This is a genomic window from Phycisphaerae bacterium, from assembly GCA_017999985.1.
Taxonomy (GTDB): Bacteria; Planctomycetota; Phycisphaerae; order UBA1845; family Fen-1342; genus JAGNKU01.
This window is the reverse complement of the sequence record JAGNKU010000003.1, coordinates 344,270-371,138: the sequence shown is the minus strand read 5'-3', so window position 1 is coordinate 371,138 and position 26,869 is coordinate 344,270. Positions and strand designations below refer to the sequence as shown.

Genomic DNA, 26,869 nt, shown 5'->3' with positions numbered 1-26,869 from the left:
TCACGCTGCGCTGAGATCGTCGCCCACCTTCGAACGTACTCCACCCCTAAAAACCGAGCCCCGTCCGTCGCGACACATGACGCGCTACACCCCGTAAGCAATTGCCGTGCCGAACAGAATTGGGACATCGTACCGATTTCCGGTTGACGTCCGACGGCGCCCGGAACGTGTCTTCACTGCCGTTCGCGGCTCGGTTGGCGGACGCGCGCGCGGACCCTCCCTTGCGCTTTGGGCTCGGATTCCGGCGCGCTGCACGCACCCCCTCGCTCGCGCTCGGGGCTCTGATTCTGAACGCGCCGCGCGACGCCCTCGCTCGCGCTTCGGGCTCGGATTGCTCGCCTTCGTCGCTTCCCCCCTCGGTGGCTTCGTAGCTTCGTCGCCGTTCTGTTTCCTGTTCCCTGTTTCCTGTTCCCTGTTCCCTGTTCCCTGTTCCCTGTCCACCCCTCCTCCCCCTGCCTTCCGCCGCACCCTTGCGTCCTTCGCCGGCGCGCGGACAATGGCGGCGCGGATGCGAGGCCCACGGGGCGACGGGTGCGGTTCGCACGCGGTGGCGGAAGCCCCCGGCGCCGCGGGCACGCGTTCGGCAGATCGTCACGGAGGCGCGTCATGACCCGCGAGGATTACCTGAATCACCAATTCGCCACGCTGCGCCGCGAGATCGAGGGCCAGCAGACGCGAATCTTCTGGATCATCATCATCGGGCTGCTCGGCATGCCCGCGCTCGGCTATTTCCTGCTCAGCTCAACCACCTACATGTGGCTGACGCTGCCGTTCTTCGTTCTCGTGCTGGTCATCCTGTACCTGGCGGAGCAAAACCACATGATCCGCGCCGGACGGTACATCCGCGAATACATCGAGCCAGAGGTCGGGTTCAGCCCCACCTGGGAAGCGTGGCTCGCGCAGCACGCCGAGCTGCGGCTGGTCGACAAGCACTTCTCGTCGTGCTTCGTGGTGCTGTTCTTCCTGTACTACTTTCTTGCAGTCGTCTTCGCGCTCGACCGGCTGGTCTCCGAGGCGCTGCTGAGACCGTCGGACCCCGGCTGGTACTGGGTTGCCGGAGCGGCCGGCGTGTACGCCATCACGACCGTCTGGGGTGTCGTGACCCTCGTGCATCACTGGCGATCGCTGATTGCGCCGAAGGCCAATGCGAAGGAGCAAAAGACCTAACCACCAAGACACGCGGACACCAAGCCGCCCGAGATTAGCGCCGACCGCGGCTCAGCCGGCGCCACGCCGCACCCGAAGTCCGATTCGGGGTCGGCAGCGACCGCCGGCCACGCGGGGCACCTTGGGGTCGCTTGCCCTCGCCTGCTTGCGCCGACAGCCGACAACTCAGTAGCAGAGCTGACCTGTATCGTCACCGCCAGTAAATAATTGCACACGCCTGACAAAGCGTACTGTAGGCCAGTCGCTTTTTTCTCGTGCGCGGGAGTCCGGGTTATCCGACTTTTCAGATGGCCCATAGAACATGTCAGCTCCAGAAAGCCCGGCGTTCCGGCCCGGGCTTCACAAAAGTATGTTGGCGGATTGACATCATTGGACACGATCGGTAACATGTCTATCAATGTGCAGTACCCGTTGCGGTTGGGCGTGTGGGTGACGCATGCGGTTGACGGTGCGCGACGCTGCCAAGTTGCTCGCGGTCTCTGAGAAGACCGTGTACCGCTGGATCAACCAGCGCACCGTCCCAGCCTACCTGATCAACGGCCAATACCGCTTCAATCGCGCCGAGCTGCTGGAGTGGGCCACGTCCCGCCGCATCCGAGTCTCGGTGGACATCCTCGAAGAGCCGGAGAGCAGCTACACCGCCTGTCCGGGACTGGTCGAGGCGCTGGAAGCGGGCGGCGTGTTCTACCGCGTCGAGGGCCACGACCGCGAAACGGCGTTGCGGGCCGTCGTGGGCGTGATGCGCCTGCCGGACGAGGTGGACCGGGCGTTTCTGCTGCGGGTGCTGGTGGCGCGCGAGATGCTGGGGTCAACGGCGATCGGCGACGGGATCGCGATTCCGCACGTCCGCAATCCGATCGTGCTGCACGTGCCACGCCCGACGATCACGCTGTGTTTTCTGGAGCGGCCGGTCGACTTCGGCGCGCTGGACGGGCAGCCCGTGCGGACCCTGTTCACGCTAATCAGCCCGACCATTCGCGCGCATTTGCACGCGATGTCGCAGCTCGCGTTTGCGCTGCGCGACACCGCTTTCAAGGACGCCCTGCGCCGCGAAGCCTGCCGCGAGGAGGTCTTCCGCGAGGCGCGGCGCGTCGAGGCGTCTTTCGTGGAACCGGCACCGGCATCACCCGCGACGGAGAGCGAATGACCAGGACGGCTGCCAGGCCCGGTCCGCACGTGCACGCGGGTCCGACGGGACGTACCAGGGCGCATGCGGAGTGAAACGTGAACACGCCGATTCGATTGCGCGATTACTTTGTGAACGAGGCGCTGATCCCCGAGCTGCAGGCGGAGCGCAGTGACGCGGTCGTCGCGGAGATGGTCGCGGCGATGGCGGGGCCGCTCCAGCTCGACGAGGCCACGGCCGGCGAGATCGCGCGGCAGGTGAGCGCGCGGGAGCGCCGCGGCAGCTCGGCGTTGGGACGGGGGTTCGCGCTGCCCCACATCAAGCACGCGGCCGTACCGCGCATCGCGTTCGGCATCGCACGTTCGATGAAGGGGGTGAACTTCGCCGCGCTGGACGGCAAGCCGGTGCAGTTGTTCGCGCTCGTGCTGGCACCGGAAGACACGTCGCCGGAATACGCCGCCGTGCTGACGGGTCTGCTCGCCTTCTTCGAGAACAAGCAGAGCCGGCGGTTCCTGCTCACGGCCAGCACGCGCGAGGCCCTGGTGGCGACGGTCGAAGAGGCCTGATCCGGGCGGGCGCCGGTCCTACCCACCGGGGGGTTTAATACGACAACTCGATGTGCGCCGGCGCGGTGGGCGGCGGCAGGACGAGGGTTTCGCCACGGAAGCCGGTGACCCCTTCGCCGTTCAGCCGGGCCGATGCAATCGGTTGCCCGCGCGGATGCCGCACAACCAGGCGAATCGCGCGCGGCGTGGTGCGTGTGGGCGGCTCCAAGTGCACGCGGATGACGTTGCTATCCGCCGGCGACTCAAGCGTGAATGACACGGGGCCGAACGTGGTAGGCGCGTTGCGGACGACAACGCGCTTGCCGGGTGCCAGCCAGGCGCGCGGGATCGCGCGGCCGATGACCAGCTCGTCGCCCTCTTCATGCAGCAGCATCATGCGCAGGAGGCGGAGCTGCTGCGTGCCCGAGTACAAGTGGGGCGTCGTCGGCGTCGGCTCGCCGGTCATAAGCTGCGTGACTTCGACGCCGCAGTAGGTGTCGCGGCCCATGCCGTAGGCCAGGGTGCCGTAGAAGCCCAGCAGGACCCGGTCGATGTCGTCGCGGCGCAGGCAGTTGAGCCAGTAACCATACGTGTAGGCGTGGTCGATCCCGTCGTCGAACTCGCACATGCCGATGATCAGCCCGCCGCGGCGCTCAAGGCCGCGAACATAGAGCAGTGCCCGGGGGTCGGCCGCCGGCAAGAGTTCCGCCTCCAGCAGCATGGACGCGACCAGGCCGTAGTAGCCCTTGCACTTGTACTGGTACTGGATGAGGTGTCGGCGGGTGTCGGGCTCCAGTGGCATGAGCGTGGCGCCGTCGCGCTCAAACTGGGCGGCGTCCATCGAGGCCATGATGTCGCGGCGATAAGCATCCGCAGCGGCGGCCAACCGGCTGGCGTCGTCCGCCAGGCCCACTTGTTTGAAGACGTCGGCGGCGTGGAGCAGGCCGAGGCAACTGTAGACGTCGCCGTAGTAGCTGAAGGTGGGGTTTTGATAGTCGGCGTAGGGAGCGAACTTGATGAGGCCGCGGGTCACCGGGCCGCGCTGGTCGTGTTCGGCGAGGGCCTTCTGCCGCTGGTCGAGCAGCCAGGCCGTCATGCGCTGCATCTGCGGCGCGACGCGGCGTAGCCAGTCGGCGTCGCGGGTGAAGCGGTAGTGCTCGGCGAGCGCGAAGAGCAGCGCGCCGTGATCGGGCAGGCCATAGTTCACATAGAACAGTCCGTCCGGCTTGAGAAGCGTGAGCATCGATTCCAGGTAGCGGCGGGCGTCGTCGTGGCGGGCCCAGAGGTCGAGGGCGTGGCAGTAGAGCGCGGCGCTGTAGCCGAAGACGGCCTCGTAGAAACCGGCGCCGTCGTGCGGCTCGAAGCGGCCGTCCGTCTTGTCCACGTTGAGGTAGTTGTACGCGAGCCAAGCCCGGTAGGCGTCGTTGACGCGCGGCTCGGGCACGTCAACGGACATCGCGCTATTGAGCAGATCGGTCCACGTGTCGGTGACTTCAGAACGACGCTGCGCGAACTCAGCCGGCGCGATTTCCGCGCGGTGACGACCCGCGAGCGGCGAGGGGACCTCGAAACACAGTGTGGCCGATCCGCCGGGTGGAAGATCGAGCGTGCGGTGCAGCGGCGGAAAGTCCGGCGACTCGGGACGGATGTGCAGCGCGACGTCGACGCGGCGCGCCGCGGTGCCGGGGTTGGACGCCCGGAGCTGCACGCAGGCCCACAGGTCGCGATCCGGGCTCTGCTGCTCCGACCAGCCGAGCACGGTTTGCTCATACGACAGGCCATCGTGCTCCCACTCGGTGATGACGATCGGCAGGTAGCCGTGCAGCAGGCGTTTGCGCACGGCAGTGGTCCCGAAGCGTGCTGGCGGCGTGCCCAGCTCGAAATACGCCGTGGGGCCTTTCTGCTCCCACCCATCGCCCGGTTCGGCCAGTTGGACGGTGCCGTCGTACTCGACGCCGATCTCGTAGGGGTGGTCCTTCACGCCGACCGCCTCGCGGGGCTTGTTGAGGGGCGGGAGCTGGGCGGCGACAGTGTCGTAGTCGGGATCGCCGGGGCGTTCGAGAATGGCCGTGCCCAGGGGATCGGCGTCGGACAACTCGCGCGCGCGGCGTTCGGCATCCGTGATCCTGAGGCGTTCGGTAGGCAGCGGCTCCACACGGACGCGGCGGATGCGTGAGACCGCTTCCGGGCCACGGTCGCCGTAGTCGCCGTTCAGATCCGGTGTGTCGGCGTCGACGCCAAAGCCCTTGCCGACGATGAGCAGGGTGGGTGGGCCCATGAGTTCCGGCGGGCGCGGCAGGAACAGCTCGGTTTTCCACGTCGTGCCGTCGGAACTGGTGACAAAACGCAGGCAATCCTCGCCGAGCTCGATCCCCACGTGGTGCCAGGCGGCGAAGCGACAGCGTGTCAGGTCGCGCTCGTGACGCTGGCCCCGGGTGGTGACGCACACGTAGTACCGCCCGTCGCCGCGGGGGATGACACCGATCTGGCACCAATCGGCGGGCTGCCAGTACAGGAAGAGGGACGTGCACCAACTGATGCCGTTGCCGGGCTGGAGAACGCAGCTCGCGCGGATGTGATCGTGCGTCAGGGGACGCTGCAGGTGCGCGTAGGTGTTCTCGGCGGCGCGGATTTCGACATCGCCGTCGCGTAACTCGATCGCGTTACCCGCGGACTTGTCGACGGTCCACGCCGGAGCGAGCGCGGGGCCGTCGAACGACTCGTCCACGAGAGCGTTGCCTGGCTGAGCGGCGGCTATGGTCAAAGGCCAGGCAAGCATCAACAGCACGGTGAGGAACGCGCGGAGCGTGGTTCTCATGGCCGGTCCTCCAGGACGCGGGCGCCGGATCGGTGACAGTGCGCGTATGTGTACCCGCGCGCCCGGGCCACGACAACGGGCGGCGGATTGGGAAATGGCAACGCCGCACACCGAACCAGCGTTAGGCGATCAGGGCAAGCTTGAGCCGCGGCGTGGGCCGGGCCGCGATCAGTTGGTTGGCGATCGACCAGATCTTCGCCTTGGCGCCCTCAATCAGGCCGGTCATCGAGCCCGTTGTGTCGAGCACGAAGCAGACCTCGATGGTGCGTGCCGCGGCGGATTGTGACCCGAGCGCGGCCGCGGATTGCTGAGCCTGCAGGCCGGTGCCCGGAAGCGCGAGCAGCGCGACTACGACTACGCGTGCGCGGAGCAGCGCGTGACGGTTCATGGGATGTCCCTTTCAAACTGCGGTGTGATGCGCGGCGCGTGTGCCGCCCGCTACTCGACGATCTCGTACACCGTGTCGTTCAGGACCAGTTGCACGTGCGTGCCGACGGACAGCCATTGGGCGGCGTCGGGGTGCTTGTGCAGCAACGCGAAATACTCGTCGGAGTTGAACTTCACCTGCACGGGCTGGACGTTCGAGCGGCTCTGCACCTGGGCATCGACCCAGAGCGTACCGTTCTGATAGAAGGTCCGGCCGCGGATGAACCGTGTCTGCTGGGCCTGGAGCGCCTGCTGGACCCGCGCGCCCTCAGCCGCGACAGCGCCCGTTTGACCCTGGAGGACGTGGAAGTTGGCCATCGCAGGGGCCGCGGCGGGCGTCTCGGCCCCCTTCAGCGCGTCGAGGGCCTGCGCGCCGCCCACCGCCGCGTCGCCGCTCGCGACCTTGTTTACTTCCTCGTACATCCGGCCGGCCCGCGCGCGGATGGTCTCATCGCGGTCGATGAGCTGCAGCGTACGGACCGACGTCGGGACGTCGCGACGGGCCTCATCCTCGACGATCAGATAGGCGGTATATGGCGTGACGATGCCATACTGGCGCGCGAGCGCGGCGGCCTCGTCGCGGAGCTCCTTGTTTTCGCCGTGGAGGCGAATCTGGTCCAGCAGGAAGCCGACCCGGCGCGTGGCCCACAGGCGCGGGATGAAGCTGTGCTCGGTCGACTGCCGCGCGAACCGGGCGTCGTAGCTGAATGAACGCGGTTGACCGTTGACCGAGCCAGCGAGCGTGAGGGCCGTATCGCCGGCCCCGGTGTAGCGGCCGAGCACCACGAGCTGCTCGCCCTGGAACAGGTCGGGCAGGTCCGTGGGGTACAACTTTGCCAGCCGGAGGTCTCCGCCGACCGTCAGCTTCAAGTTGGCCAGGACCGGCTGGCTGATCTTGGTGTAGAAGCTCGAGACCTTGAGCTCGATGTCCTCGTCCGGCAGGACGTACTGGCTGACGGCGCGCGTCGTCTGGGCGACCTGGTCAAGCAGGTGCGTGTTGACATCGGTGCCGATGCCAAAGCAGAAAATGCGGATGGAGCGGTCGCCGACGGCCTTGCCGACCGTGGCAAGAATCTGGTCGACGTTGGTGTTGCCCACGGTCGGTTGGCCATCGGTGAGGAAGACCACGAAGTACGGCCGGTCGCGCTCGCCGGAAGTACTGGCAGGCTGCAGCGCTTTGAGCAGGGCCTCCTCGATCGCAGTGCCGCCGATCGGCCTGAGCTTTTGGACGAACTCCTCGGCCCGGGCCAAGTTCGTCGCGTTCACCGGGACAAGCTGCTCGAACAGCGGCTGCGTCTCGGTGGCAAAGCGGACGATCTCGAAGCGGTCGCGGTCGTTCAGGTTCTGCAGGCAGAAGCGCAGTGCCTTCCTGGCCTGCTCGAGCTTGTTGCGGTCGGCCATGGAGCCGGAGGTGTCCACCACGAAGACCACGTCCTTGGCGACCACTTGCTCGGCGGCCATTTGCCTGGACGGCGACACGAGCAACAGGAAGTAACCGCCGTCGGCGTCATGGCCGTCGTGGAACGTGAGCAGGCTGAGGCCGACGTCGGCGGCGTTTTCGGCCGCGAAGAAGAGCTGAAAGTCCGTGTCGGGTTTCGTGTCGCGCGCTTCGAAGCCGACGACCGCCCGCCGGTCGCCGTGGCGCTGGATCTCGACCGCGTGGCTGGGCGAGTAGAGCGACTTGATCGGCTGCTGGCAGTCCAGCTCCACCTTGATCGAGACGCTCTGCAACGGGGCGGCGGAGAATTTCTCGGTGTTGAGCGGATAAAGGTACTGCACCATGCCGCTGTCGCTGCGCAGGAGCTGCGTGTACTTGAGCTGGATGCGTTTTTCGCTGCGCGGCTCGATGGGGAAGATGCGCACTTTGAACAGGCCCTGACCGGCGTATTCGAGCAGGGCCGGGTCGCGCGCCTTACGAACGATGTCCTCGTAAATCTGCCGGGCCTTGTCAGCGTCCAGCAGCTCGGCCTCGACCTCACGGCCGTTGATGTCCATGGAGAACCGGTCGATCTGCGCGCCGACGGGGATGGGGAACAGGTACGTGCCCTCGAGTTGCTGGTGGTTCGGGTTGTAGAACACCTGGTCAATTTCGGTCACCGCCAACTGGTCAGTGATCCGGGCGGTCACGTGATGGTACTTCACCTCGAGTGGGGCAAAGCGGTAGTGCGGCGGACGTGGCGGATACGGGTGCGGGTGCGGCGGCAGGACTGGCGGCGGATCGTGAATCACGATGAAGCCGTCCGCGCGGGCGGTCGCGTCGGTGAGGCCGGTGATCAGCCACGCGAGGGCACAGAGGCAGGCGCAAAACCGGTGCATGGGAAGTCCTTTCAATTGGCCGTTCGTCATTCTGCACAGTTGGACGCCTGGGGCCACCGGAAAGTTCCACGCGTTTGCGGACCGAGGCCGCCCGCGTGGCTGAGAGCGGGCTGCCGTGACCGGGTATGCGGACGCGATGGCGAAGACGGCTGCCGATACCCGCCCTTGACGACCGGGGGGCGGGCGCTATGCTGCGCGGGTGTCTCTGGGGCTGCTCGTTCGTGTCGTCCTGTTCCTCGGTGTGACCGCCGCGCTGCTTTTCGGCAGTGCCGGTCGGCTTGACCTGCCGTTCTTCTGGGCGTTCTTTGGGGTGGTGATCGCGGCGTGGCTCCTCGCGCTGTCGGTGATCGACCGCGGGCTGATGCAGGAACGCCGCCAACCCGGCCCCGGCGGCACAGATCGGCAGCTGCGCTTCTTCATCCTGCCGATTTTCGCCGCCCTGCTCGTCGTCGCGGGCCTGGATGCCGGCCGGTTCCAGTGGTCGTGCGTGCCGCCGTGGGTCCAGCTCCTCGCCCTGGCAGCCGTGGCGGCGGCTTATGGTCTGTCCATCTGGGCCATGGCGGTGAATCGCTTTTACTCGCCGGTCGTCCGGATTCAAACGGACCGCGGTCACCAGCTCATCACGTCCGGTCCGTATGCGTACGTCCGGCATCCAGGCTACGCGGGGTCTCTGCTCGTGATCCTCGCGACTGGCCCGGCGCTGGGATCGTGGTGGGCGTTGCTACCCGGGTGTGCGGCGGCCGCGTGCCTGCTGCGCCGCCTGCTCATTGAAGACCGCTTTCTGCATGCGCACCTGGACGGGTACGTTGAGTACGGCCGGCGCGTGCGTTGCCGCCTGGTGCCCGGGTTGTGGTAGAGGGCGGCAGTTCGCCGAGGCGAACCGAGCGCGCGGCGCAAGCGCGCGACGCGGTCGCAGCGCGTAGCCGCGACGGCCGGCACAATCTGGCGCGTGTGCAGCGAGGCAAGGGTTTCGAATGGCTGACAGGCTGATCACGATCGACGGTTCACAGGGCGAGGGCGGCGGGCAGATCCTGCGCTCGGCGCTCGCCCTGGCATTGGCGACGGGCAAGCCCTTCAAGATCCAGCGGATCCGTGCCGGCCGCAAGCAGCCAGGACTGCTGCGCCAGCATCTCACCGCGCTGCAGGCCGCGGCCGCCATCGGTCAGGCCGATGTGGTGGGCGGCAAACTCGGTGCGTCGGAGCTGACGTTCGTCCCCGGTGGCGTGCGTCCGGGCGAGTATCACTTCGCGGTCGGGACGGCCGGCAGCGCCACGCTCGTGCTCCAGGCGGTTCTGCCGGCGCTGCTGTGCGCGGCGGGGCCATCCACGCTACATCTCGAGGGCGGCACGCACAATCCGTGGGCCCCGCCGTTCGACTTCCTGACCAGCGCGTTCCTGCCGCTCATCGAGCGCATGGGGCCGCGTGTGCAGGCCACGCTGCTGCGCCCAGGTTTCTACCCCGCGGGTGGCGGCGCCTTTCAAGTGACGGTCACGCCAAGCACCGCCTTGCGGCCGCTGGAATTGCTCACGCGTGGGGAAACGCAGCGCGTCAGCGCCACGGCGAGGGTTGCGCGGCTCCCCCGCCACATCGCCGAGCGCGAGCTGACACTGATCGGGCAAACGCTCGGCATCGGCGACGAGCACCTCATCGTCGAGGAAGTCGCGGACTCACGGGGGCCGGGCAACGTGGTCGTGGTCGAGATACGGTCGGCGCACGTGACAGAGGTTTTCACTGGCTTCGGCGAGCGGGGCCGCCCCGCCGAGGCGGTTGCCGACCGCGTCGCCCAGCAAACCCACCGGTATCTCGCAGACGACGTGCCGGTCGGCGAGTACCTGACGGATCAGCTTCTGCTGCCGTTCGTGCTGGCGGGCGGAGGCGCTTTTCGAACGGCGGGACTATCGCGTCACGCCGAGACGAACGTGCGGGTCATCGAAGCATTTCTGGACTCCGGGTTCGACCTCGGGCGGGACGAGGGCGCGGGAATCGTTGTGCGGGTGAAGCAGTAGCCGACTGAGCACACGCGATCCGGCGGGCCGAGCAAACGCCGGCCAGTGCTCATGGCCGCGGGATGGACAGTTGCACGGGCAGCGGCTGATCGGGGCCGATCCACATGTTGGTGACCTTGTAGGCCAGGCCCTCCACAGGGGCGGACGTCGTGCTGCGCAGCCGAACGTTGATGCTCGCGCGGGCGGGCAGGCGCAGGCGCTGCGGTCCGACGCTGCCGCTCCGCTCCAGCTCCAGATCGAGTTCGCAGGCGTTGTCGATCCGGAGCCAGACATCGTCGCCGGCACGATGGTGCGGGGCATGAACGCGGACGGACGCGGCGAAGAGCGCGGCCACTTCCGGCTCACGGCCGTAGAGACGGTTCTGACACCAGACGGCGGTGCGTCGGTCCACCAGGGCAGCCTGAACCGCATCGAGCGAGCGTTCCTGGGCGAACACGAGCGTGAGCGTGCGGTGCTGCTCGGGCGTCCACGGCGTGGTAGGCGACGGGTCGTGGATGTCGGAGTTACCCAGCAACGTCAGGTTCTTCTCCAGCGCGTACTCGTGGGCCTCGCGATAGTAGTCAAACTCGTTGCAGATTTCGATTCCCTTGAGCCAACCCTTCTCGTAGAGCCGGGTCTGTTCCTCGCCCCAGCGGCCGCGCTCTACGCCCTGCCAGCCGGGGTGGTTCCAGAAGATGAACGCCTTCTGCTGGGCGGCCTGCTCGAACTGCGCATAGAAATCGGTTGTGTTCAGGGGCGTGATGTCGGAGAGGAAGATGGCGTTGAAGTGACCCGGCGGCGTGTCGTGCGTGATCTCGGCGCCGCGGATGAGGAGGAGGCCCTGCTGCCGGGCGCGTTCCGCCATCAATTCATACGAGCGGTTGAGATTGTCGCTGACGTCCTGCTTGTGCGGGCGGTATTCGATGTGGTCCGAGATGGCCAGTACGTCGAGGCCCTCGCGCCAGGCCTCGTTGACGCGTACGGTCGGCCACACGTTTCCGTCGGAGAACACCGTATGCGTATGGAAGTCGCACTTCAGCGTCACGTACCCGGGTATGTCCGGGAAGCGGATTTCACGCCGCTCGTCCGCCACCAGGGCACCGACGCCACAGGTCAGGACCAGCATTGCTACGAGTGACTTTCGGCACAACGGCATGGCACACTCCCTACGTCGGAGCCCAGCTCGCCGGGCCCCGGCTTCACAGCTCCGTGAGAACCATTGGCGCGCTACGCACACCGCGCGCAACTAGCGCGACCTTAGTTGCGCAACGATGGCACGTCAAGCAACGTCTATCCCGCTGTAACATGCGTCTCACGACGATGGGCGGCAGCGATGGAGGGCAGACGCGGAGTGTGCTCCGCGGGCCGCTGGACGCGCGTGCGGACTGTTCCGGGCCGCGTCAGCCCGCATGCTGGGCTGGCGGGTATCGGCTCATCAGCCCCGGCACGCCGGCGCCGACGCAACAATCCACGACATCCCCGGCGCGACCGCGCGCCACGTGCAGGGCAATTCGCAGGGTTGCGGCGGCGTCATGGGCCTCGGCGGTGAAACTCCCCGCGACGACCGTCGCCGGCGCGAACGTCCGCAACCGCTGGACCAGTGCCGCGGGCGAGCAGGCCATCTGGTACTGCACGGGATGCGGAAACACCGTCGCGCGGCCGGCGAGGGTGTCCACTGCCAGGTAGTACGGCGCGGTCTCGAAGCGCGCGGCGACCGGAGCCCGGAGGTGCGGTTCCTGCGTGGCAATGATGACCTTCATGACCAGCCTCCCGCAGGCCGCGGCCCGCGCATGCTCACAGGTGGAAGTGTCCAGCCGCCTCGGGCTGGTAAGGCACTTCCAGGATTCGGATGGTGCGCCGGCCGCCGGGCACCTGAAACCGGATGACGTCGCCGGCCCGGCAACCCAGGATGGCTGCGCCGAGCGGGGCGAGGACCGAGATGCGATTGTGGTTGGCCACAGCGTCCTCGGGAAACACGAGGGTGCAGCAGCTCTCATGCTCCGTCCGCGGGTCGGCGAGGCGCACCTGGGAGTGCATGGTGACGACATCCGGGGGGACCTCGTCCGGCTCGACCACCTGGGCCTGCCGCAGTTCGCGGCGCAGCAACTCCAGATTCTCCCGGTCCTTCTCGTACCGTTTTTCCGCGATGCACAGCCATTCCCGCAGCCGTCGTGCATCCTGTTGCGTGATGAAGATCGTCCGTTTCGCCATGTCACTGCTCCGGTATGCGGCCCCGCGCGGCGCGCCCTGATCAGCGCCGCCAACGCAAGCCGCTGCAGATTTCCAAACGCACCCTACACGGCGGAACCACCGGTGAGTGCCGCCTGTGGGCGGCGGCGCAGCATCCAGCGCCGCCGCAGGCGGGATTTGACGCACCGCGCGGCGCGCTGCGCCGCCTCACCGAGGGCCGCGCCCGGGTGGACGCGGGTGGCCGACACATTGACCGCGCCGCCGGGCCGCAGCCGTACCTGGATGCGACATTCCACGTCGACGCCGCCGCGCGGGCCGTGTACGTCCTCGAAGCTGACCTGCAGCGCCGCGATCCGGCGGGCCAGGCGGCCCAAGGCGTAGTGCAGGCGCGTGTGCACCAGTTCACGCAGCGCGTCGGTCAGTACCATGTTCTGCGCGGTGATCTCGATCCGCATGGTCGGCTCCCTTCTGCACAGTGGGGCGCGGGCCGGCCCGCCGCAGCGAGCGCGCCGGAAGAAGCCCCGGAGGGCGACCGCGGCGTCGACGCTGACTCGCGGGCGGGCCGGCGACAACGGCTCGCGTGCGCCGGCGGCTGGTTCCCGCCGGCGCCGCCGCCGCTGCTGATCTATAGGCACTTTCGCCATTGTTAACAACACAGATAATATCGCATTAATCATTCGGTTTAATCGACGTGTTCATATTCACGGCCACGGCGGGCGTGACCGCGGCAGGCCCGGCGCGGTTTCCAGACGGGCGGGCCGGTGCTAACTTGGTCGCGCCGGCCCGCGCCCCGCGGGCCACGAAAGAACCCTTGGCGAGGTGAGACTTGCCAGAATCGGAGTTCATGCACACCGCGTTGCTGCTGGGCGCCTTCGGCGTGCTGCTGGCGTTCAGCGCGCTGTTCAGCCGAGCGCTGGAGCGGCTGGGCATTCCGGTGGTGCTGCTGTTTCTGGTGCTTGGAATGCTGGCGGGCTCGGAGGGCCTCGGCGGTATCGCGTTCGAGGATTACCGGTTTGCCTTTCGCATGGGCACGGCGGCGCTGGTGCTGATCCTGCTCGACGGCGGGCTGTGCACCAGCGTGGACGCTGTCCGCCGCAGCTTCGTGCCGGCGGGCATTCTGGCAACGGTCGGCGTGGTCGGGACCGCCGCGCTGGTCGCCGGCGGCGGTTACTTGTTCGGGCTGGCCTGGCCCGCGGCGGCGCTGCTGGGCGCCATCGTCTCGTCGACGGACGTGGCCACCGTGTTCGCGGTATTGCGGGGCGGGCGTCTGAACCTGGCCCCGCGCGTGGCCACGACCCTGGAGGTGGAGTCGGGCGCGAACGACCCGATGGCGGTGATCCTCACGACGATAGTCACGGATTGGATCATGGGGGGCCCCCTGCACTTGTGGTCCGTGGTGCTGCATGTGCCGCTGCAACTGGGCATCGGACTGCTGGTGGGCCTCGCCGTCGGCTGGTTGACCCGGCGGGTGCTGTTGCGCGCCCGGTTGCCGGCATCCGGGTTCCTGCCGGTGCTGACGATCGCCGCCGCCTTCCTCGAGTTCGGCCTGGCGACGCTGGCGCAGGGGAGCGGCTTTCTCGCGGTGTACGTGGGCGCAATCGTTCTGGGCAACGGGCCGCTGCCGTACCGCGCTGGCTTGTACCACGTTCATCACGCGCTGGGCTGGCTGAGTCAGATCGCGATGTTCCTGATGCTGGGGCTGTTGGTGTTTCCGTCGCAGATTTGGCCCGTCGCCGGAACCGGCCTTGCTTTGGCGTTCGGCTTGACGTTCGTGATCCGGCCCCTGATTGTGGCGCTGTGTGTACTGCCGTTGCGCTTTCCGGCGAAAGAGACCGTGTATCTCGGGTGTGTGGGGCTGCGGGGCGCTGTGCCGATCATCCTGGCCGTGTTTCCCCTGCTGAGCGGGGTGCCGGAGGCACTCAACGTCTTCAACATCGTGTTCTTTTTCGTGGTCATCAATGCGCTCATCCCCGGGGCCGGGATTCGCTGGCTCACGCGGAAGCTCGGTCTGCAGGTGCCGGAGACGCCCCGGCCCGCCGCTGTGCTGGAGATCAACTCGACCCGCCTGTTACGGGGCGAGCTCTTGTCGTTTTTCATCACCGACGTGCTCGCGGTTTGCGGCGCGCGGCTGGCGGAGGTCGTTTTCCCGCCGGGGGCGTCGGCCGTATTGCTGGTGCGCGGCGACGAGCTGATTGCGCCGCGCGGCGACACGCGGCTGCAGTCGCAGGACCACGTCTACGTGTTCTGCCGGCCGGAGGACCGTGCGTACATGGAGCTCCTGTTCGGACGCCCGCTGGAGGACACGGTGGAGGGGGGCACCCCGCAGCCGGGGCGAGAACGCTGAATTCGCTGCACACAATGAATGGGGTTGCCCATCCGCCAGGAGCGAACTGAACTGCCGACGTGGACTGGCTGGACCATCAGCACCTGTTCCACTCATGGAGCGTAGTGCGCGCAGGCCGCAGCATGACGGCCGGTCGCCGAGCGGGGGGCTGCATCTGCGGATTGACGGGCGGCGCTACCCGCCGCAGGCGACGGGGAATTACCGCGCGTGAGCAACCCGCGCGCTGCTCGACCAGCCCGGCGCTGCGCCGAAGTCACTCGATCAGGACAAGCCCGAAGTAGTGTTGCGGGTCGCGGCGGCTGCGCACGACATTGATGGTGAAGCCGTGCCGGCGCGCCGTGGCGTAGACATCGATGCCGCAGGCTTCCATTGCCGGGCGCGCCTGTTGCGGGTGCCGGCAGCCCTTTTCGAACGCGCAGGTCGCGCACAACGGACACGGGCCGGCGCCCAGCCCCAGTGCCTTGTAGTGACCCGCCAGGAATACCGCGCGTTCCAGCTTGACGGCGATCTTCTTCGACGTGCCGAGGGCCGCCTCAAAAAGGATGGCGTGCTTGTACTCATCGAGCAGGCGACGCGTCTGCTCCGGCGTCGGCGTGTGCGGCGGACACATGCGGCTGGAACCGAAGCCGCCGCAGCCGAATTGGCATTTCCAGCGCACCCAGCCACCAGTCACCACGTCGGCCGGGCGGACGAAGACCGCCCGTTTCGCGCCCAGCCGGACGGCGGTGTCGCAGAAGGCCGCGAGCTGGGCAGGTGGCCGGCGGGTGTGCACGGGAGTTCGTCGAGGCATAAGCGTTGTACCTCCTGCGGCAGGGCCGGGCGGAGCCGGCGACGCGCCGCCTTTGCGCTGCCGGGGCGCCACCCTATCATCTGCGCCGATTGCGCGGTGGTCGTCAACCCGACAAAGGAGAGCGCTCCATGGCACAGGGCCATTCGTACCGGGGCAGCGTGCGGTATGTTTTTCCAATCCTGTTGGTTGCGGTGGTGGTCAGCGCGGGCTGCGCTGGGCGCGTGGGCGCGCCGACCACACCCGACACGCCGCAGCACGCAGTCGATCTGCGCGACAACTTCAAGCTGTGGGGCCTCGACGTGCGTCCGCAAGGCGCGCGGAATACCTGCTCGGTGTTCGTGGTCACCGACGCGCTGGAATACGCGCTGGCCGTCCGCAGGGGCGCGGGGCCGCGCCTGAGCGTGGAATTCCTGAACTGGGCTTCGAACCAGGCGGCCGGCGACGCGGATGACGGCAGCTACTTCTCCGATTTGTGGAACGGCTATGTCGCACACGGCATTTGCCCGGACGCGGACCTGCCCTACCGGCCGGAGTTCGATCCGCAGCTCGCCCCCAGCGCGGAGGTCCGGCGACGCGCCGCGGCGCTGCGCGACCGCAGTCTGCGCATGCACTGGATCAAGCCGTGGGACGTAACCACGGGCCTGACCGAGCAGCAGCTCAGCGAGATCAAACAGACGCTGAGCCGGCAGTGGCCCGTGTGCAGCGGCCTGCGCTGGCCGAAGGTCGAACGCTGGGAGAATGATGTCCTGCAGATGGCACCGCCGGAAGGCGTGCGCGACGGCCACAGCGTGCTGCTGGTTGGTTTTCGCGACGATCCGGCCCAACCCGGTGGCGGCGTATTCATCTTCCGCAACACCAGTAAGAACACGCGGGACGGCTGCATGACGTATGAGTACGCCCGCGCGTACATGAACGACGCGCTGTGGATCGATGTCCAGGCCGTGGCACCGACGGGCGCGCGCGCCACACCCACGCGGCAACCGCGCTAGCGGCGCTGGTCGAGCCAGGGGCGCGCGAGGCGAGTGAAGGTGATGGACTCGTACGCGTTGGTCACGCCACGTTCCCACAGTACGCCGATGCTCTCATCCGGCAGCACCGTGAGATCCGAGTACGCGGCCGGACCGGCGCAGATCAGCCGTTCGTCGCCGAAAGTCCGACCGCCGTCGCGGCTGAGGCGCGCTACGAGGTTGTTGCGGTGCGGACCGCGGGGGCCGGTCCAGACCAGCAGGTCGTACTCGGCGGCGTACGCCGGGCAGCGCTCGATCGCACAGCACACCGGCGTCACCGTCTCGCCGGGTTGCGGCGCCGACCACGTCAGGCCGCCGTCGTCGCTGATGACGCGCCAGCGATGCGGCCCCTTCTGCTGGCGAATGTCGAGCAGCAGCCGATGGTCGGGCAATTCAACCAGTTGACACTCGTCGCCCTCGACTTCCGGAACGATGCCGCCGCGCTGCCACGTGCGGCCGTGGTCCGCGCTGAAGGCGACGAACACGCCCCATGGCGCGTAGCGCCAGAACGGCACCACGAGGCGGCCGCGGTGATCCTGTATGGCGCCGCCGGGGCCGGGGACGCTCGTGCGCCACTGCGGATCGGCCAGGTCGCGCGTGATCGCCGTCAGATCGGCTGGGTCGGACCACGTCAGGCCGTTGTTGGCGCTGCTGCGCGCGAGCACCTGCACATCGTCCGTGCCCGCGCTTGCCCGATGCGTGTCGCACCTGGGCTTGGCCCGCAGGTAGATGAGCCAGAGCTCGCCGGTATCGCGATCGACGACCGTGGCCGGGTTGGCCGCCGACCAGTACTCGCCCGGATCCTCGATGACCTGCATCGGCAGCCAGGTCGCGCCGCCGTCCGTGCTGCGCTTGAGCACGAGGTCGATGTCCTGGCCGTCTCCGCCGGGGTCGGCGAGACTGTGCTTTCGCGCTTCGGCAAACGCGAGCAGCGTGCCGTCCGGCGCGGCAGCGAGGGCGGGAATGCGGTAGCCGAAGTAGCCATCCTGGCCGGCACTGAAGACATCGATATGTGTAAGCATCTCTGCACCAGGGCGCGTCGTCGTCGGTTGGGTCGTTGCTGGGCCGAGCGGCAGGAACTCGACGCCCTGTGCCGCCAGCCGGAACCGCCGGGCGCGGATGGCGCTATTCTCCCCCTCTTCGTAGTAGGCAGCGAGTACACTGCCGTCCCTCAACTCGACCGTCGACGCGTACGCTCCACCCACGTCGTCGAGCCGATACGGCCCCTGCCAAGTCTGTGCCTCGTCACGGCTGACGTGCAGCTCGGTTTGGGGCAGCCGGTGCGTCAGCAGGATTTCGCCAGTGCTGAGCCGCGTGAAGTGCGGGCAATGGCCCGGGAAGCCAATGGGCCGCACGCCCGACCAGGTGCGCCCGCCATCGGGGCTGGTCGCGTAGTGCATGTCCAGCCCGTGCGTGCGCAGGGCGGCGTACAGCGTGCCGTTTTTCAGCCGCACGAAATCCGTCTCGGCGTCGAGCCGCGCGCCGCTGTCCTTGCCGATGGGAATCGGCGCGGTCCACGTCCGGCCACCGTCGGTGGAGTGGATCACACCGCCGTAAGCCGTGTCGCCGTCCCCGCGGTAGATGCCCAGCAGACAGGCCCCGTCGGGCAGTTGGCGCACCGGCGCGGAACAGGCCCAACCCGGTACGACGACGCGCAGTTCACGGTCCCATCTCTTTCCACCGTCGGTCGACCCGACCAGGCAGACGTCGCAGCGTACCTGGCCCTCCTCGCGGCGGTAGGTGAAGAAGCTGCACAGCGCGGTGCCGTCGCGGAGCTGGCTCACGTGCGGGTCGCGGTCATCCTGGGGACCGTCGAAGAGCACCTCCGGCGGGCTCCACGTGGCGCCGTCATCGCGCGACCGTACCAGGCAGAGCCGGCCGCCGCGGGGCCAGCGCTCGTTCGGGAGCGACACGTGCCCGTAGCCGCCGTAGAACACGCACAGCAGGTCGCCGTTGGCGAGGCGGCAGACGTCCGGAAACGCCTGATAGTCGCCGGCAACTTCGCCGCGCGAGATGACCTTAGGTGGTGGTGGCGGCGAATCGGCCGCTGCGCGGGCCGATGAACTCTGCCCCGTCGCAGCTAGCCCGGCGATGAGTAGCAGTACTGGCGGCCGCTTCATGCACGTTCTCCTGACAAGCTGATGGCGCCGGGCATTGTACGCACAAACGTGCCTCAGGCCGACGTGCGCGCGAGCCCCACTCACGGACTGCGCCGCGGCTCGGCGCGGGGACGAGATACCGCATGGCGTAGCGAAGCGGGTGCGCGCTGCGCGGTCCGTGCGGCGAGCGTGGCGCCCCACGCGGGCGGCGAGCGTCGCACCCTATACGCCGGCGCTCAGGATGGTCATGGGGCAGGGCACATGTACCGGCGTGGCCGCGTCCGCGATGCGACGCCGAAAGCGGAGATGCCGCCGGCGCGGCCACTCCATCAGTGGACGCCAGACGGTGGTCGTGAGGCGCCGGCGAATCAGCCAATGCCACAAGGCACGCCGCGCGCGGTCGCGATGACCACTGTTCGAGTGTACCAACCAGAATGCGCCGCGGCCAGCGCGCTGGTTCAAATGCCAAGCCGCGCCGGGCACCGTCGGGTTGCGATTCGGGCGCGGGGTGCCGCCGGACACTGCCGATGGTCGCGGAATCTTGGCGCGGAGGTGCACACGACCGGCTCAGGGGCCGCACCGAGCGCCGTAGACGCCGGCCTGCGTGAAATCGAAGGGCTGGAAGCCGGTCGAGAGCGCGGGTGAGTCCGGTGCGAGACGGAAGTCGCGCGCCGCGGGGTCGCGGAATCCCGGATCGGCAATGAGCGAGTGCTGGTCGCGACCGGCGGCTTGCCACTCCTGCCAGCTCAGGTCGGCGAATTTCGCGGCCGGCCCGTCCGGCACCCAGTAACAGTTGCGGTCCATGACAACGTTGATCTTCGTCCAGGGGCCGTCAAGCAGGACCCCCTCGACGCCGTAGACGATGTTGTGCTCGAAGGTGAAAGAGCGATGCGGCTCCACGCGCGTGCACTGGAGCTGGTACAGGCGGCTGAACGCGAAGATGTTATTGCGAATGACGTTGTCGCGACCGTAGTGTTGATGGAACCCACCGGTCTCCACGTCGTAGACCAGGTTGCATTCCATGCGGATGCCGGTGCTGCCTTCGTCGGTGTACAGCCCCCAGCCGCCGTACGACGCGCTGTCAACGTCGTGGATGACGTTGTGGCTGACGCGCGTGCCCTCGGACGGTCCGAGCGTGTACACGCCGCCCATGTCGCTCAGGATGCCCTGGCCGATGTGATGAATGTGGTTGAACTCGATCACATTCTGCTTCGCCAGGCTCTCCGCATACCCCCAGCGCCAACCGACGGAGACGCCGGTGTAGTACAGGTCGCTGATCTCGTTGTGGGTGACCTGGTTGTCACCACTCTGGCCGATCCACACGCCGACGGCGCACGGGAAGATGCGCCCCCCGGCGCGGATGACGTTGTTGTCGACGACGATCCGGCCGGTGCGCTCGGCTTCCTGGGGACGGATTTCGGTTTCGCCGATGCGGATACCGCCGGCGCCCAGATCCTGCAGGCAGGTCCGCTCCACCCGGCAGTCCCGGCAACCACGCCGGAACCAGATGCCGTAGCGCCCGGTATGCTCCAGTGTGCATGCGGCGATGTCGACGTGCCGGGCGTCGTCGAGCATGATGACGGCGTCGATCGTGGCGGCGGCCTGGCTGGGCTCGAACCCGTGCGGCGGCAGCGAGTAGCCGGCATGTCGAAACGTGAGTCCCTCGAACCGGATGTGCTGAACCAGCTCACCGGCGTCGGGGCGGCCCGCCGCGACGATGAACCTCTCCGTCACCGGCGCGACGACCGTGGCGTCGGCGAGCACCTCGCCGTCCCGGGGGATGTACAGGAGACGGCCGCCGCGGTCGAGATACCACTCGCCCGGGGCGTTCAACGCCGCCGGCACGTTTTCCAGCCGATAGCGCGTGTCCTTCGTCCAGGGGTTCCACGGCTTCATGCCCTCGCCACGCGTAACGAGGGCGGCGCGGTCATGATCGACACGTTCGATGAAGCGGCGGGTGATGTCCCACTTGTGGTACGCGACCAACTGCACGTCGGCGAGTTGCGCCGCGGACAGTCCGTGGAGAACGGACAAGTCCTCCGGCCGCGCGGTCACCGTCTGGCGCGCGTCACGGGCGAACGGCTCGCCCGCCGTGAGCACGGCCTCGTTGACATCCTGCATGAGAAAGTAGCCGGTGTCCGGCGACTGCGCGCGGGTGGCGCGGCGACCATTCACGTAGAGTTGCTCGAAGTACCACCGGCCGGCGACCACCTCCGGTACCTGGGCCACCCAACGCCCGGATGCGTCCGTGGTGAACCCGGCGATGGTTCGGCCGCCATCGAACACCGGTCGCGCGCCGGTGCGGGCCCGGTAGACGATCGGGGCCGCGGGAGTGCCGGTATCCGCCGGTGTGAGCACAAGCGGTTCAAGCAGCGGGTAGCGCCCACCGGCGATCTCAACCGTGACCGGGCCAACCAGCGCACCGTCCGATTTCAATCGCCGGATCGCGTCGCGCGCACCTGGCAGCGAGGCCAGCGGCCCGTCCGTCCGCGCTTCAGTGGGCCTTGCCAGCCGGCCGGACCAGGTGTCGTTGCCATCGGGGGCGATATGCAGCGTGATGGCCGCCAGCGCAGTCGCCGGTTGCGTCGTCGGGTGTTCGTCGGGGCAGCGCGCGGGCAAACGTTGCGGGTGCTGGCCCGCCGCGCAGGCCGTCACCAGGCCACACAGGGCCGCACGCAGCATTAAGCGTGCTGCAGCGCGCGGCAATCGTGCCCCGCGCGTGCCCGTCGTCAGCAGCACTTTCATGCCGTGATCCTTGCCGACAGCGCGTGCGGCGGATATGCACGCCTCGCCGCTAGGTCAGCGTTTCCCACGCGATCGGAATCCGCTTCAGCGCGTAACCCGTTTCCCGCAGGTAATCGCCGTAGACGGTCATCCAGTGGAACCCGGGCATCCGTTTGGCCACGGTCTGGCTGTCACACGTAAAGCGGATGTCGATCTGCGAGCGGCAAATGTCGAGGAAGGGAGCCTCCACGATCTCGCCGCGCAGCCCGACCCAGCGCTCGAGCCTGAAGTCCGGCAGCACGTTGGTGACCACCTGCCCCTTGGCCATCTCGACCTTCGGCGCCGCCCCGTAGTCGGACTCGAAGTGCGTCAGGATCCGCGCCGGCTCCAGTTTCTGCCCGCTCATCCGCCGCGGCGCCGTGCAGTGTGCCAGCGTGATCAGCCCATCGTGCGGATAGGTGGGGTCGTTCAGGAACACCGGCCGGCCGGCGATGTTCGCCAGCAGTACGCCGGAGGGGATGACGACGAAATCGGATTCGCAGAACGCCAGGTACCCGGCATCGTTGAGCGTGCTGAGCGTGAGGCAGGCCGTTGTCTCGGCCAGCGGCATGATCGTCGACATGCAGTCGTTGATCGTGATAGCCCGGCACCCGGCCTCCTGCATCAGGCGACGCAGGATGTCGTCGAGCAGGAAGGCGTTGTGGACGAAGGGCCGGTCGGTCTCGAGCGTGCTGCCCGGCAACTGAAGGTACTCCTCGCCGCGCTGCTTGGCGCGCTGCACCGCCTGGTCGTCGGAGCGGGCCTGCTTGATCAGCTTGCCCAGCTCGTCGTAGGACACGGTGCGGATCTCGAACTTCAGCTTGTCTTCGACGAGCTTGGGCACGACGCCCGCAGGCTGGGCCCAGGCACCCGGTCCGCCAATGGCGAGGATGCGCGTGCCCACGGTGTTGACCAGGCCGCACAGCGACCGCAGGCGCCACAGCAGCTCATCCTGGCTATCGATGACGACGTCGTCCTCGTCGAGCGCGCTGACCGCCAGCTTGTCCGTGTGTTGCCGCAGATAGCGCGGGCTGATGATCTCGTACCAGAGATACACCGGCCCGGACTTGTGGCGGCAGAAGATGATCAGGGGCTTGCCGAACTCGGCCAGTACATCGAACGTGTCCATTCCGCCGCCGGCAGCGTAGACCAGGATCGTGTCTGCGTTGGCCAAGTCGCCGACGCCGGCCACGTCGCCCGCGCCGCGGATCGCGGCCGCCGGCTGAAACTCGACCGGGAAATCCGCCTGCCCGCGTAGGGCCTTCAGCTCGCCCTCGATGCGGCTCACTTCCGCGCGGGCTCCGTCCGCGGTCTGGATGCCACCCCAACTGCGCCAACTCGTCCGCTCACGCCGCTCGGGCGTTTCGTAGACCAGGATTGGCTTGACGCGCAGGGCACGGCGGTCGGGCGGCGCAGGCTCGTCGGCGCGTCCGCCGGCCAGCGCCGGCCACGATAAATGGGCCAGGGCGATACCGCCCAGGACCGCACCCGCGCTGCAGCCGAGGAACTCGCGGCGGGTGAGGTCGGCGATGCCTTGATGCGCATGGTGACCAGGACAACAGTGTGGCAGACGGAACGCGACCGGCGGGCTCGGGTGATCCATGTCTGAATCCTCGCAGAGTGACTGGAAGAATTGGACGGGATTATACCGCGCCGGTGCATTGCCGCGACCGCCCAGCGGAACTTGCCGCGCCGCAGCAGCCACCGCGCGCCTGTCATGCGCGGCGCCCTGACACACGGGGAAATGCCATGCGCGGGGTGTCCGGCGCGGTAGAATGGGGTCGGCATGCGCCAGGGAGCCGCGCGAAGCCACGCCGGGCATGGCCGGATCAGCAGCGGCGGACCAACCGCGGGTGAAGCTGGTCCCGCGCCCGAGCCGATCTTACATACGTGGAGCGCACGAATCGTGTCCAGGGCGGCGCTATACGTATTCATCGTCTGCGTCACGCCACTGGCCGGTGCGCAAATCGCGCTTGAGACGACGGACGGCTTGCGCGTCGCATTCGACCAAGCCAGCGGAGCGGTGACCGGCGTCGAGATCGAGGGTGAAACCGTACCGCTGTTGCCGGGATCACCCGGCGCGGCGCGCGTGTGCATCGGCCAGGCCCTGCCGCCCGGGGAGCTGCTGGCGCTGAATTTCACGACCGATGGTGGACCGTGGACCAGCGCGCATAACGCGGACTGGAACTCGGCCGGTCCGTATGTCACGTGGGTCGCGGACGAGGGCGGCGGACACCTGCGACTGGGCGACGGACAAACGACCGGCGCGGGTATGGCCATGGCGGCACCGATCGCCGTGACCGGCGGCACGCATGTCCGCATCGGCTGGCGAGCCCGGACGGCCAGCAGCGCCACGCTGCAAATCCTCTGCGTGCGCGTCTACGACGCGGACGGCGTCGACATCACCGCCAGCGTGGCGGCCCCGCCGGGCTGGGGCTGGACCAGTACGTCACAGGCACACGCCGTCTGTGGGCTAAGCTGCACCACGGTGGACATGTGGGAAGCGTTTGAATGTGCTTACGCGGTGCCGCGTACGGCTGCGGCGCTGCGCGTGTCACTGCGGTACTGGACTGGCGGCGACGCGTTCGTGCACATCGATGACCTGCAGCTCGACGCGACCGGCGGGATTGGCTGGACCGAGGCGCTCGTGGCGGCGGGGCCGCTGACGCCCGTTCCAGGTGGCTTCGAACAGGTCGTGGAGTTGCCCACGCATGAGCTGAAGATCGAGACGCGCGCGGTCGTGGAGCGCGGTGCCATCTGGATTGACATCGCCGCGCAGGACCTGTCGGCCGAACCGCAGGACCGGCCGCTGGTGCTGACGTGGGCGTTGCCGATCGACGCGACGAACTGGTCGTGGTGGGACGATCTCGACACGGCGCGCTACGTTGGACCGGGCGAACGGTGCCGGAATACGTTCGTATTGGCCGGGCACGACGTGGGCTTCTATCCGCTGGGCAGCATGACGAGCACTACGCGCGGGGTTGCGTTGGGCGTGGCGATGGGCCCACCCACGGCGCAGCGCTGCGAATACGACCCATCTGCCGGGCTGCAATCGGTCTGGGAGCTGTCGCTCACGCCGCAGACCCTCAAGCTCGGTGCCGGGCGCGCCGCCGTCGCGCTCCTCTTGTTTCGGCACGCGGCGGAGTGGGGGTTCCGCGCCGCCGTGCAGCGCTACCAGACACTATTTCCGGATGCGTTCGTCAAACGTGCGACACGCGAAGGCGCGTGGATGTACCCGATCCTCCCAAGCCAGATTCCCAATCCCCAGGACTTCGGGTTCGCGTGGCTGGAGACTTGGGGCCTGACTGCCGAGGAACGTGCCCTGTGTGCGCAGCTCGGGATCAGCATCTTCTACTACACCGAGCCGTGGCTGGCGTGGCAGCCGTGGGGGAGCGATCCGAACAAGCCGCCGTACGCGGAGCGCGTTGCGCGGCTCGAGACCTGGGCCAGCGGCGGGACGGGGCTGGCGACATGGCAGCCGGAGGGAGGCGTCGGCGGCTCCGGGCACGTGGTGCTCGGCGACGGGATGAGCACGGGCGCTGGACTGGCGACGGCCGGCCCATTTGTCGTGCCGAGCGGCGAGTCAGTGAGCATCACCTGGCAGGCCCGGGCCGCATCGACCGAGACGACACAGATTCTGGGAGTGCGGCTCTACGACGCCGAGGGGAACGACATCACGGCCACGCGACCGGCGCCGCCGGGCTGGTTCTGGTCGCCCGTCTCGGCGGCCCACGTCGTGTTCGGGTTCAATGTGACGCAGCCCGATGCGTGGGAGCCGTTCACCCGTCAGTACGCGGTGCCCACGGGCATCGGCAGCGCGCGGCTCGCGCTGCGTTACTACAACAGTGGTCATCCGTACGTGCACGCGGACGAACTGCGCGTCGTGGCCACCGGCAGCGGCGCCGTCTGTCTCGACCTGGCGTTCGAGTCGGAGGACGGGTCGTGGGTCTCGGCGCACAACGACAACTGGGACAACGCCGAGCCGACCTGGTTGCGCGTGCCGCGGCAGCAGGCCGCCGAGGCGGTGCTCGGCGCTTCGCCGCGCAACGCCGGGGGGCAGTACCTGATCGACTTCGACGACTACTTCTGGCACGAGTGGACGCCCGGCGTATGGAACCAGGCCTGGCCGCTGAACCCGGATCCGGACCTGCCCGCGCCCAGCGCTTTCAGTCTCTACCGTGAAAGCTGGGTGCTGCACCGGATCGAGGAGACCGATGGCGCCTATATCGATTCGGTGACGGCGGCGTACGGCGTGGGTGGCTGGGAGAACCGCCGGACGGAACATCTGGCGGTGAGCGACAGTGCGCTGACGTTTTCGTGGGCGGATGGCGGCGCGGTGCAGCTCGCGCCGCAGGCACACGCCGAGTTTCTGGATCCGATCGCGGCGGAGGTGCGCGGCGGCGGGCGACTCATGATGCTGAACCTGTTTCCCGAGGCGATGCGCTTTCATGCGCAGAATGCCGACCTGCTGGGGTCGGAGGTGTGGCAACTCGTGGAGGCGAGCTCGGCCAGCCGTCTGCGCCGCGCGCTGGCGGGGCAGAAGGTGGTGAGCAACCTGCTGCAGTGGGGCTGGGGCAGCCCGACGTACATCACGTACGAGCAGATGGAGCAGTTCATCCGCGGGCAGCTCTTCTGGGGCTTCTATCCGGCCGTGAGTTCCGCGGGCGGGCCGATGAACGGCGGCGCACCCGACCGCTACTTTCTGCATCCGGAGCTGTACGAGCGCGACCGGCCGCTGTTCCAGTTCTACATGCCGGTGATCAAGCTCCTCGGCGCTGCCGGCTGGGAACCAGTGACGGGCGCGAGCGGCGCGCCGGCAGTGGAGTTGGAGCGGTTCGGGGCGTTCGGACGCGGGCCCGTGTACCTGACGATGCGCGGCCCCAATGGTGGTGCGTCCGGCGTCACCAGCGTGCTGACGTTGGATCTCCCGGTCTGCGGCCTGGCGACGACCGCGTGGCAGCTCGCGTGCCGTGCGGTACTCACCGGCACACCGCTGGACTTCGTGCTGCTGGACGATCCGCCGCGGTTGTGCTGCACCGTCGTGCTCGCGGCCGGCGAGGTCGGCGTGATCGAGATCACCCCGCAGCCGGTGCCCAACGGCGATTACGACGGCGATGGCGCGATCGGCCCCACGGACCTCCTGCCGGCGCTCTGGTGTCTCAGAGGTCCGGGGGTCGCGTTCACGCCCGGGCACAGTTGCCTGACAGCAGACCTGGACACCGATACCGATGTGGATCTGGCGGACTTGGCGGGATTTCAGCAGCGATACACGCAGCCGGCTGGACCGAACTGA

19 protein-coding genes are annotated in these 26,869 nt (G+C 68.1%); 8 read left to right on the top strand and 11 right to left on the bottom strand.

Annotated features, from left to right (window positions below; all coding sequences use genetic code 11):
- The first annotated feature begins 606 nt into the window (after positions 1-606).
- From KA383_06600 to KA383_06590, 3 genes are all read left to right on the top strand, one after another.
- The gene (locus KA383_06600) at positions 607-1,167 is read left to right on the top strand and encodes a hypothetical protein (GenBank protein MBP7745787.1); all 561 of its coding nucleotides are present in this window, start codon (positions 607-609) and stop codon (positions 1,165-1,167) included.
- A 436-nt stretch (positions 1,168-1,603) separates the two neighbouring features.
- Positions 1,604-2,314, top strand: coding sequence for a PTS sugar transporter subunit IIA (locus tag KA383_06595; protein MBP7745786.1), 711 nt, complete (start codon positions 1,604-1,606; stop codon positions 2,312-2,314).
- A gap of 77 nt (positions 2,315-2,391) precedes the next feature.
- The gene (locus KA383_06590; protein MBP7745785.1) at positions 2,392-2,859 is read left to right on the top strand and encodes a PTS sugar transporter subunit IIA; all 468 of its coding nucleotides are present in this window, start codon (positions 2,392-2,394) and stop codon (positions 2,857-2,859) included.
- Between the two features lie 34 nt (positions 2,860-2,893).
- Here the strand turns inward: KA383_06590 and KA383_06585 are convergent, their stop codons facing one another.
- From KA383_06585 to KA383_06575, 3 genes are all read right to left on the bottom strand, one after another.
- A complete protein-coding gene (locus tag KA383_06585) occupies positions 2,894-5,656 on the bottom strand; it encodes a hypothetical protein (GenBank protein MBP7745784.1) in 2,763 nt (920 codons plus the stop codon).
- Positions 5,657-5,777: 121 nt separating this feature from the next.
- Positions 5,778-6,044, bottom strand: coding sequence for a hypothetical protein (locus KA383_06580; protein ID MBP7745783.1), 267 nt, complete (start codon positions 6,042-6,044; stop codon positions 5,778-5,780).
- Positions 6,045-6,094: 50 nt separating this feature from the next.
- Positions 6,095-8,398 carry a VWA domain-containing protein gene (locus tag KA383_06575; GenBank protein ID MBP7745782.1) on the bottom strand — a complete coding sequence of 768 codons (2,304 nt, stop codon included), beginning with the start codon at positions 8,396-8,398 and terminating at the stop codon, positions 6,095-6,097.
- Between the two features lie 199 nt (positions 8,399-8,597).
- On the opposite strand from KA383_06575, the gene KA383_06570 reads away from it, so the two are divergent.
- Together KA383_06570 and rtcA are read left to right on the top strand one after the other, a co-directional pair.
- Positions 8,598-9,254 (top strand): isoprenylcysteine carboxylmethyltransferase family protein, encoded by a 657-nt coding sequence (locus KA383_06570; GenBank protein MBP7745781.1) that lies wholly within the window; start codon positions 8,598-8,600, stop codon positions 9,252-9,254.
- 130 nt (positions 9,255-9,384) lie between these two features.
- The gene (gene rtcA, locus KA383_06565; protein MBP7745780.1) at positions 9,385-10,404 is read left to right on the top strand and encodes an RNA 3'-terminal phosphate cyclase; all 1,020 of its coding nucleotides are present in this window, start codon (positions 9,385-9,387) and stop codon (positions 10,402-10,404) included.
- 49 nt (positions 10,405-10,453) lie between these two features.
- Here rtcA and KA383_06560 read toward each other — a convergent pair whose 3' ends face one another.
- The 4 genes from KA383_06560 to KA383_06545 all read right to left on the bottom strand — a co-directional run bounded on the left by KA383_06560 (position 10,454) and on the right by KA383_06545 (position 13,028).
- Positions 10,454-11,539 (bottom strand): histidinol-phosphatase, encoded by a 1,086-nt coding sequence (locus tag KA383_06560; GenBank protein ID MBP7745779.1) that lies wholly within the window; start codon positions 11,537-11,539, stop codon positions 10,454-10,456.
- A gap of 244 nt (positions 11,540-11,783) precedes the next feature.
- Positions 11,784-12,143: a hypothetical protein gene (locus tag KA383_06555; GenBank protein MBP7745778.1), complete on the bottom strand. Its 360-nt coding sequence runs from the start codon at positions 12,141-12,143 to the stop codon at positions 11,784-11,786.
- 34 nt (positions 12,144-12,177) lie between these two features.
- A complete protein-coding gene (gene rnk, locus KA383_06550) occupies positions 12,178-12,594 on the bottom strand; it encodes a nucleoside diphosphate kinase regulator (GenBank protein ID MBP7745777.1) in 417 nt (138 codons plus the stop codon).
- Between the two features lie 83 nt (positions 12,595-12,677).
- A complete protein-coding gene (locus KA383_06545) occupies positions 12,678-13,028 on the bottom strand; it encodes an HPF/RaiA family ribosome-associated protein (protein MBP7745776.1) in 351 nt (116 codons plus the stop codon).
- A gap of 389 nt (positions 13,029-13,417) precedes the next feature.
- Here KA383_06545 and KA383_06540 point away from each other — a divergent pair, with 389 nt between their 5' ends.
- Positions 13,418-14,917 (top strand): potassium/proton antiporter, encoded by a 1,500-nt coding sequence (locus tag KA383_06540; protein ID MBP7745775.1) that lies wholly within the window; start codon positions 13,418-13,420, stop codon positions 14,915-14,917.
- A gap of 253 nt (positions 14,918-15,170) precedes the next feature.
- Here the strand turns inward: KA383_06540 and KA383_06535 are convergent, their stop codons facing one another.
- Entirely contained in the window at positions 15,171-15,707 is a 537-nt protein-coding gene (locus KA383_06535; protein ID MBP7745774.1) for a DUF2284 domain-containing protein, read from the bottom strand.
- Between the two features lie 128 nt (positions 15,708-15,835).
- Between KA383_06535 and KA383_06530 the strand changes: the two genes are divergently transcribed.
- Entirely contained in the window at positions 15,836-16,696 is an 861-nt protein-coding gene (locus KA383_06530) for a hypothetical protein (GenBank protein MBP7745773.1), read from the top strand.
- Here KA383_06530 and KA383_06525 read toward each other — a convergent pair.
- The 3 genes from KA383_06525 to KA383_06515 form a co-directional block, all read right to left on the bottom strand.
- Positions 16,693-18,834, bottom strand: a complete 2,142-nt coding sequence (locus tag KA383_06525) for an exo-alpha-sialidase (GenBank protein MBP7745772.1) — start codon at positions 18,832-18,834, stop codon at positions 16,693-16,695. The genes KA383_06530 and KA383_06525 overlap by 4 nt on opposite strands.
- A 546-nt stretch (positions 18,835-19,380) precedes the next feature.
- Positions 19,381-21,558: a right-handed parallel beta-helix repeat-containing protein gene (locus KA383_06520; protein MBP7745771.1), complete on the bottom strand. Its 2,178-nt coding sequence runs from the start codon at positions 21,556-21,558 to the stop codon at positions 19,381-19,383.
- A gap of 49 nt (positions 21,559-21,607) precedes the next feature.
- A complete protein-coding gene (locus KA383_06515; GenBank protein MBP7745770.1) occupies positions 21,608-22,969 on the bottom strand; it encodes a sugar isomerase in 1,362 nt (453 codons plus the stop codon).
- A gap of 513 nt (positions 22,970-23,482) precedes the next feature.
- On the opposite strand from KA383_06515, the gene KA383_06510 reads away from it, so the two are divergent.
- Positions 23,483-26,869, top strand: coding sequence for a hypothetical protein (locus KA383_06510; protein MBP7745769.1), 3,387 nt, complete (start codon positions 23,483-23,485; stop codon positions 26,867-26,869).

What these genes read in the sequence shown, in the direction of transcription:
- KA383_06600 (MBP7745787.1), top strand. Translation starts at nt 607, where the DNA reads ATGACCCGCGAGGATTACCTGAATCACCAATTCGCCACGCTGCGCCGC.
- KA383_06595 (MBP7745786.1), top strand. Translation starts at nt 1,604, where the DNA reads ATGCGGTTGACGGTGCGCGACGCTGCCAAGTTGCTCGCGGTCTCTGAG.
- KA383_06585 (MBP7745784.1), bottom strand. Translation starts at nt 5,656, where the DNA reads ATGAGAACCACGCTCCGCGCGTTCCTCACCGTGCTGTTGATGCTTGCC.
- KA383_06580 (MBP7745783.1), bottom strand. Translation starts at nt 6,044, where the DNA reads ATGAACCGTCACGCGCTGCTCCGCGCACGCGTAGTCGTAGTCGCGCTG.
- KA383_06575 (MBP7745782.1), bottom strand. Translation starts at nt 8,398, where the DNA reads ATGCACCGGTTTTGCGCCTGCCTCTGTGCCCTCGCGTGGCTGATCACC.
- KA383_06560 (MBP7745779.1), bottom strand. Translation starts at nt 11,539, where the DNA reads ATGCCGTTGTGCCGAAAGTCACTCGTAGCAATGCTGGTCCTGACCTGT.
- KA383_06555 (MBP7745778.1), bottom strand. Translation starts at nt 12,143, where the DNA reads ATGAAGGTCATCATTGCCACGCAGGAACCGCACCTCCGGGCTCCGGTC.
- rnk (MBP7745777.1), bottom strand. Translation starts at nt 12,594, where the DNA reads ATGGCGAAACGGACGATCTTCATCACGCAACAGGATGCACGACGGCTG.
- KA383_06545 (MBP7745776.1), bottom strand. Translation starts at nt 13,028, where the DNA reads ATGCGGATCGAGATCACCGCGCAGAACATGGTACTGACCGACGCGCTG.
- KA383_06540 (MBP7745775.1), top strand. Translation starts at nt 13,418, where the DNA reads ATGCACACCGCGTTGCTGCTGGGCGCCTTCGGCGTGCTGCTGGCGTTC.
- KA383_06535 (MBP7745774.1), bottom strand. Translation starts at nt 15,707, where the DNA reads ATGCCTCGACGAACTCCCGTGCACACCCGCCGGCCACCTGCCCAGCTC.
- KA383_06530 (MBP7745773.1), top strand. Translation starts at nt 15,836, where the DNA reads ATGGCACAGGGCCATTCGTACCGGGGCAGCGTGCGGTATGTTTTTCCA.
- KA383_06525 (MBP7745772.1), bottom strand. Translation starts at nt 18,834, where the DNA reads ATGAAGCGGCCGCCAGTACTGCTACTCATCGCCGGGCTAGCTGCGACG.
- KA383_06520 (MBP7745771.1), bottom strand. Translation starts at nt 21,558, where the DNA reads ATGAAAGTGCTGCTGACGACGGGCACGCGCGGGGCACGATTGCCGCGC.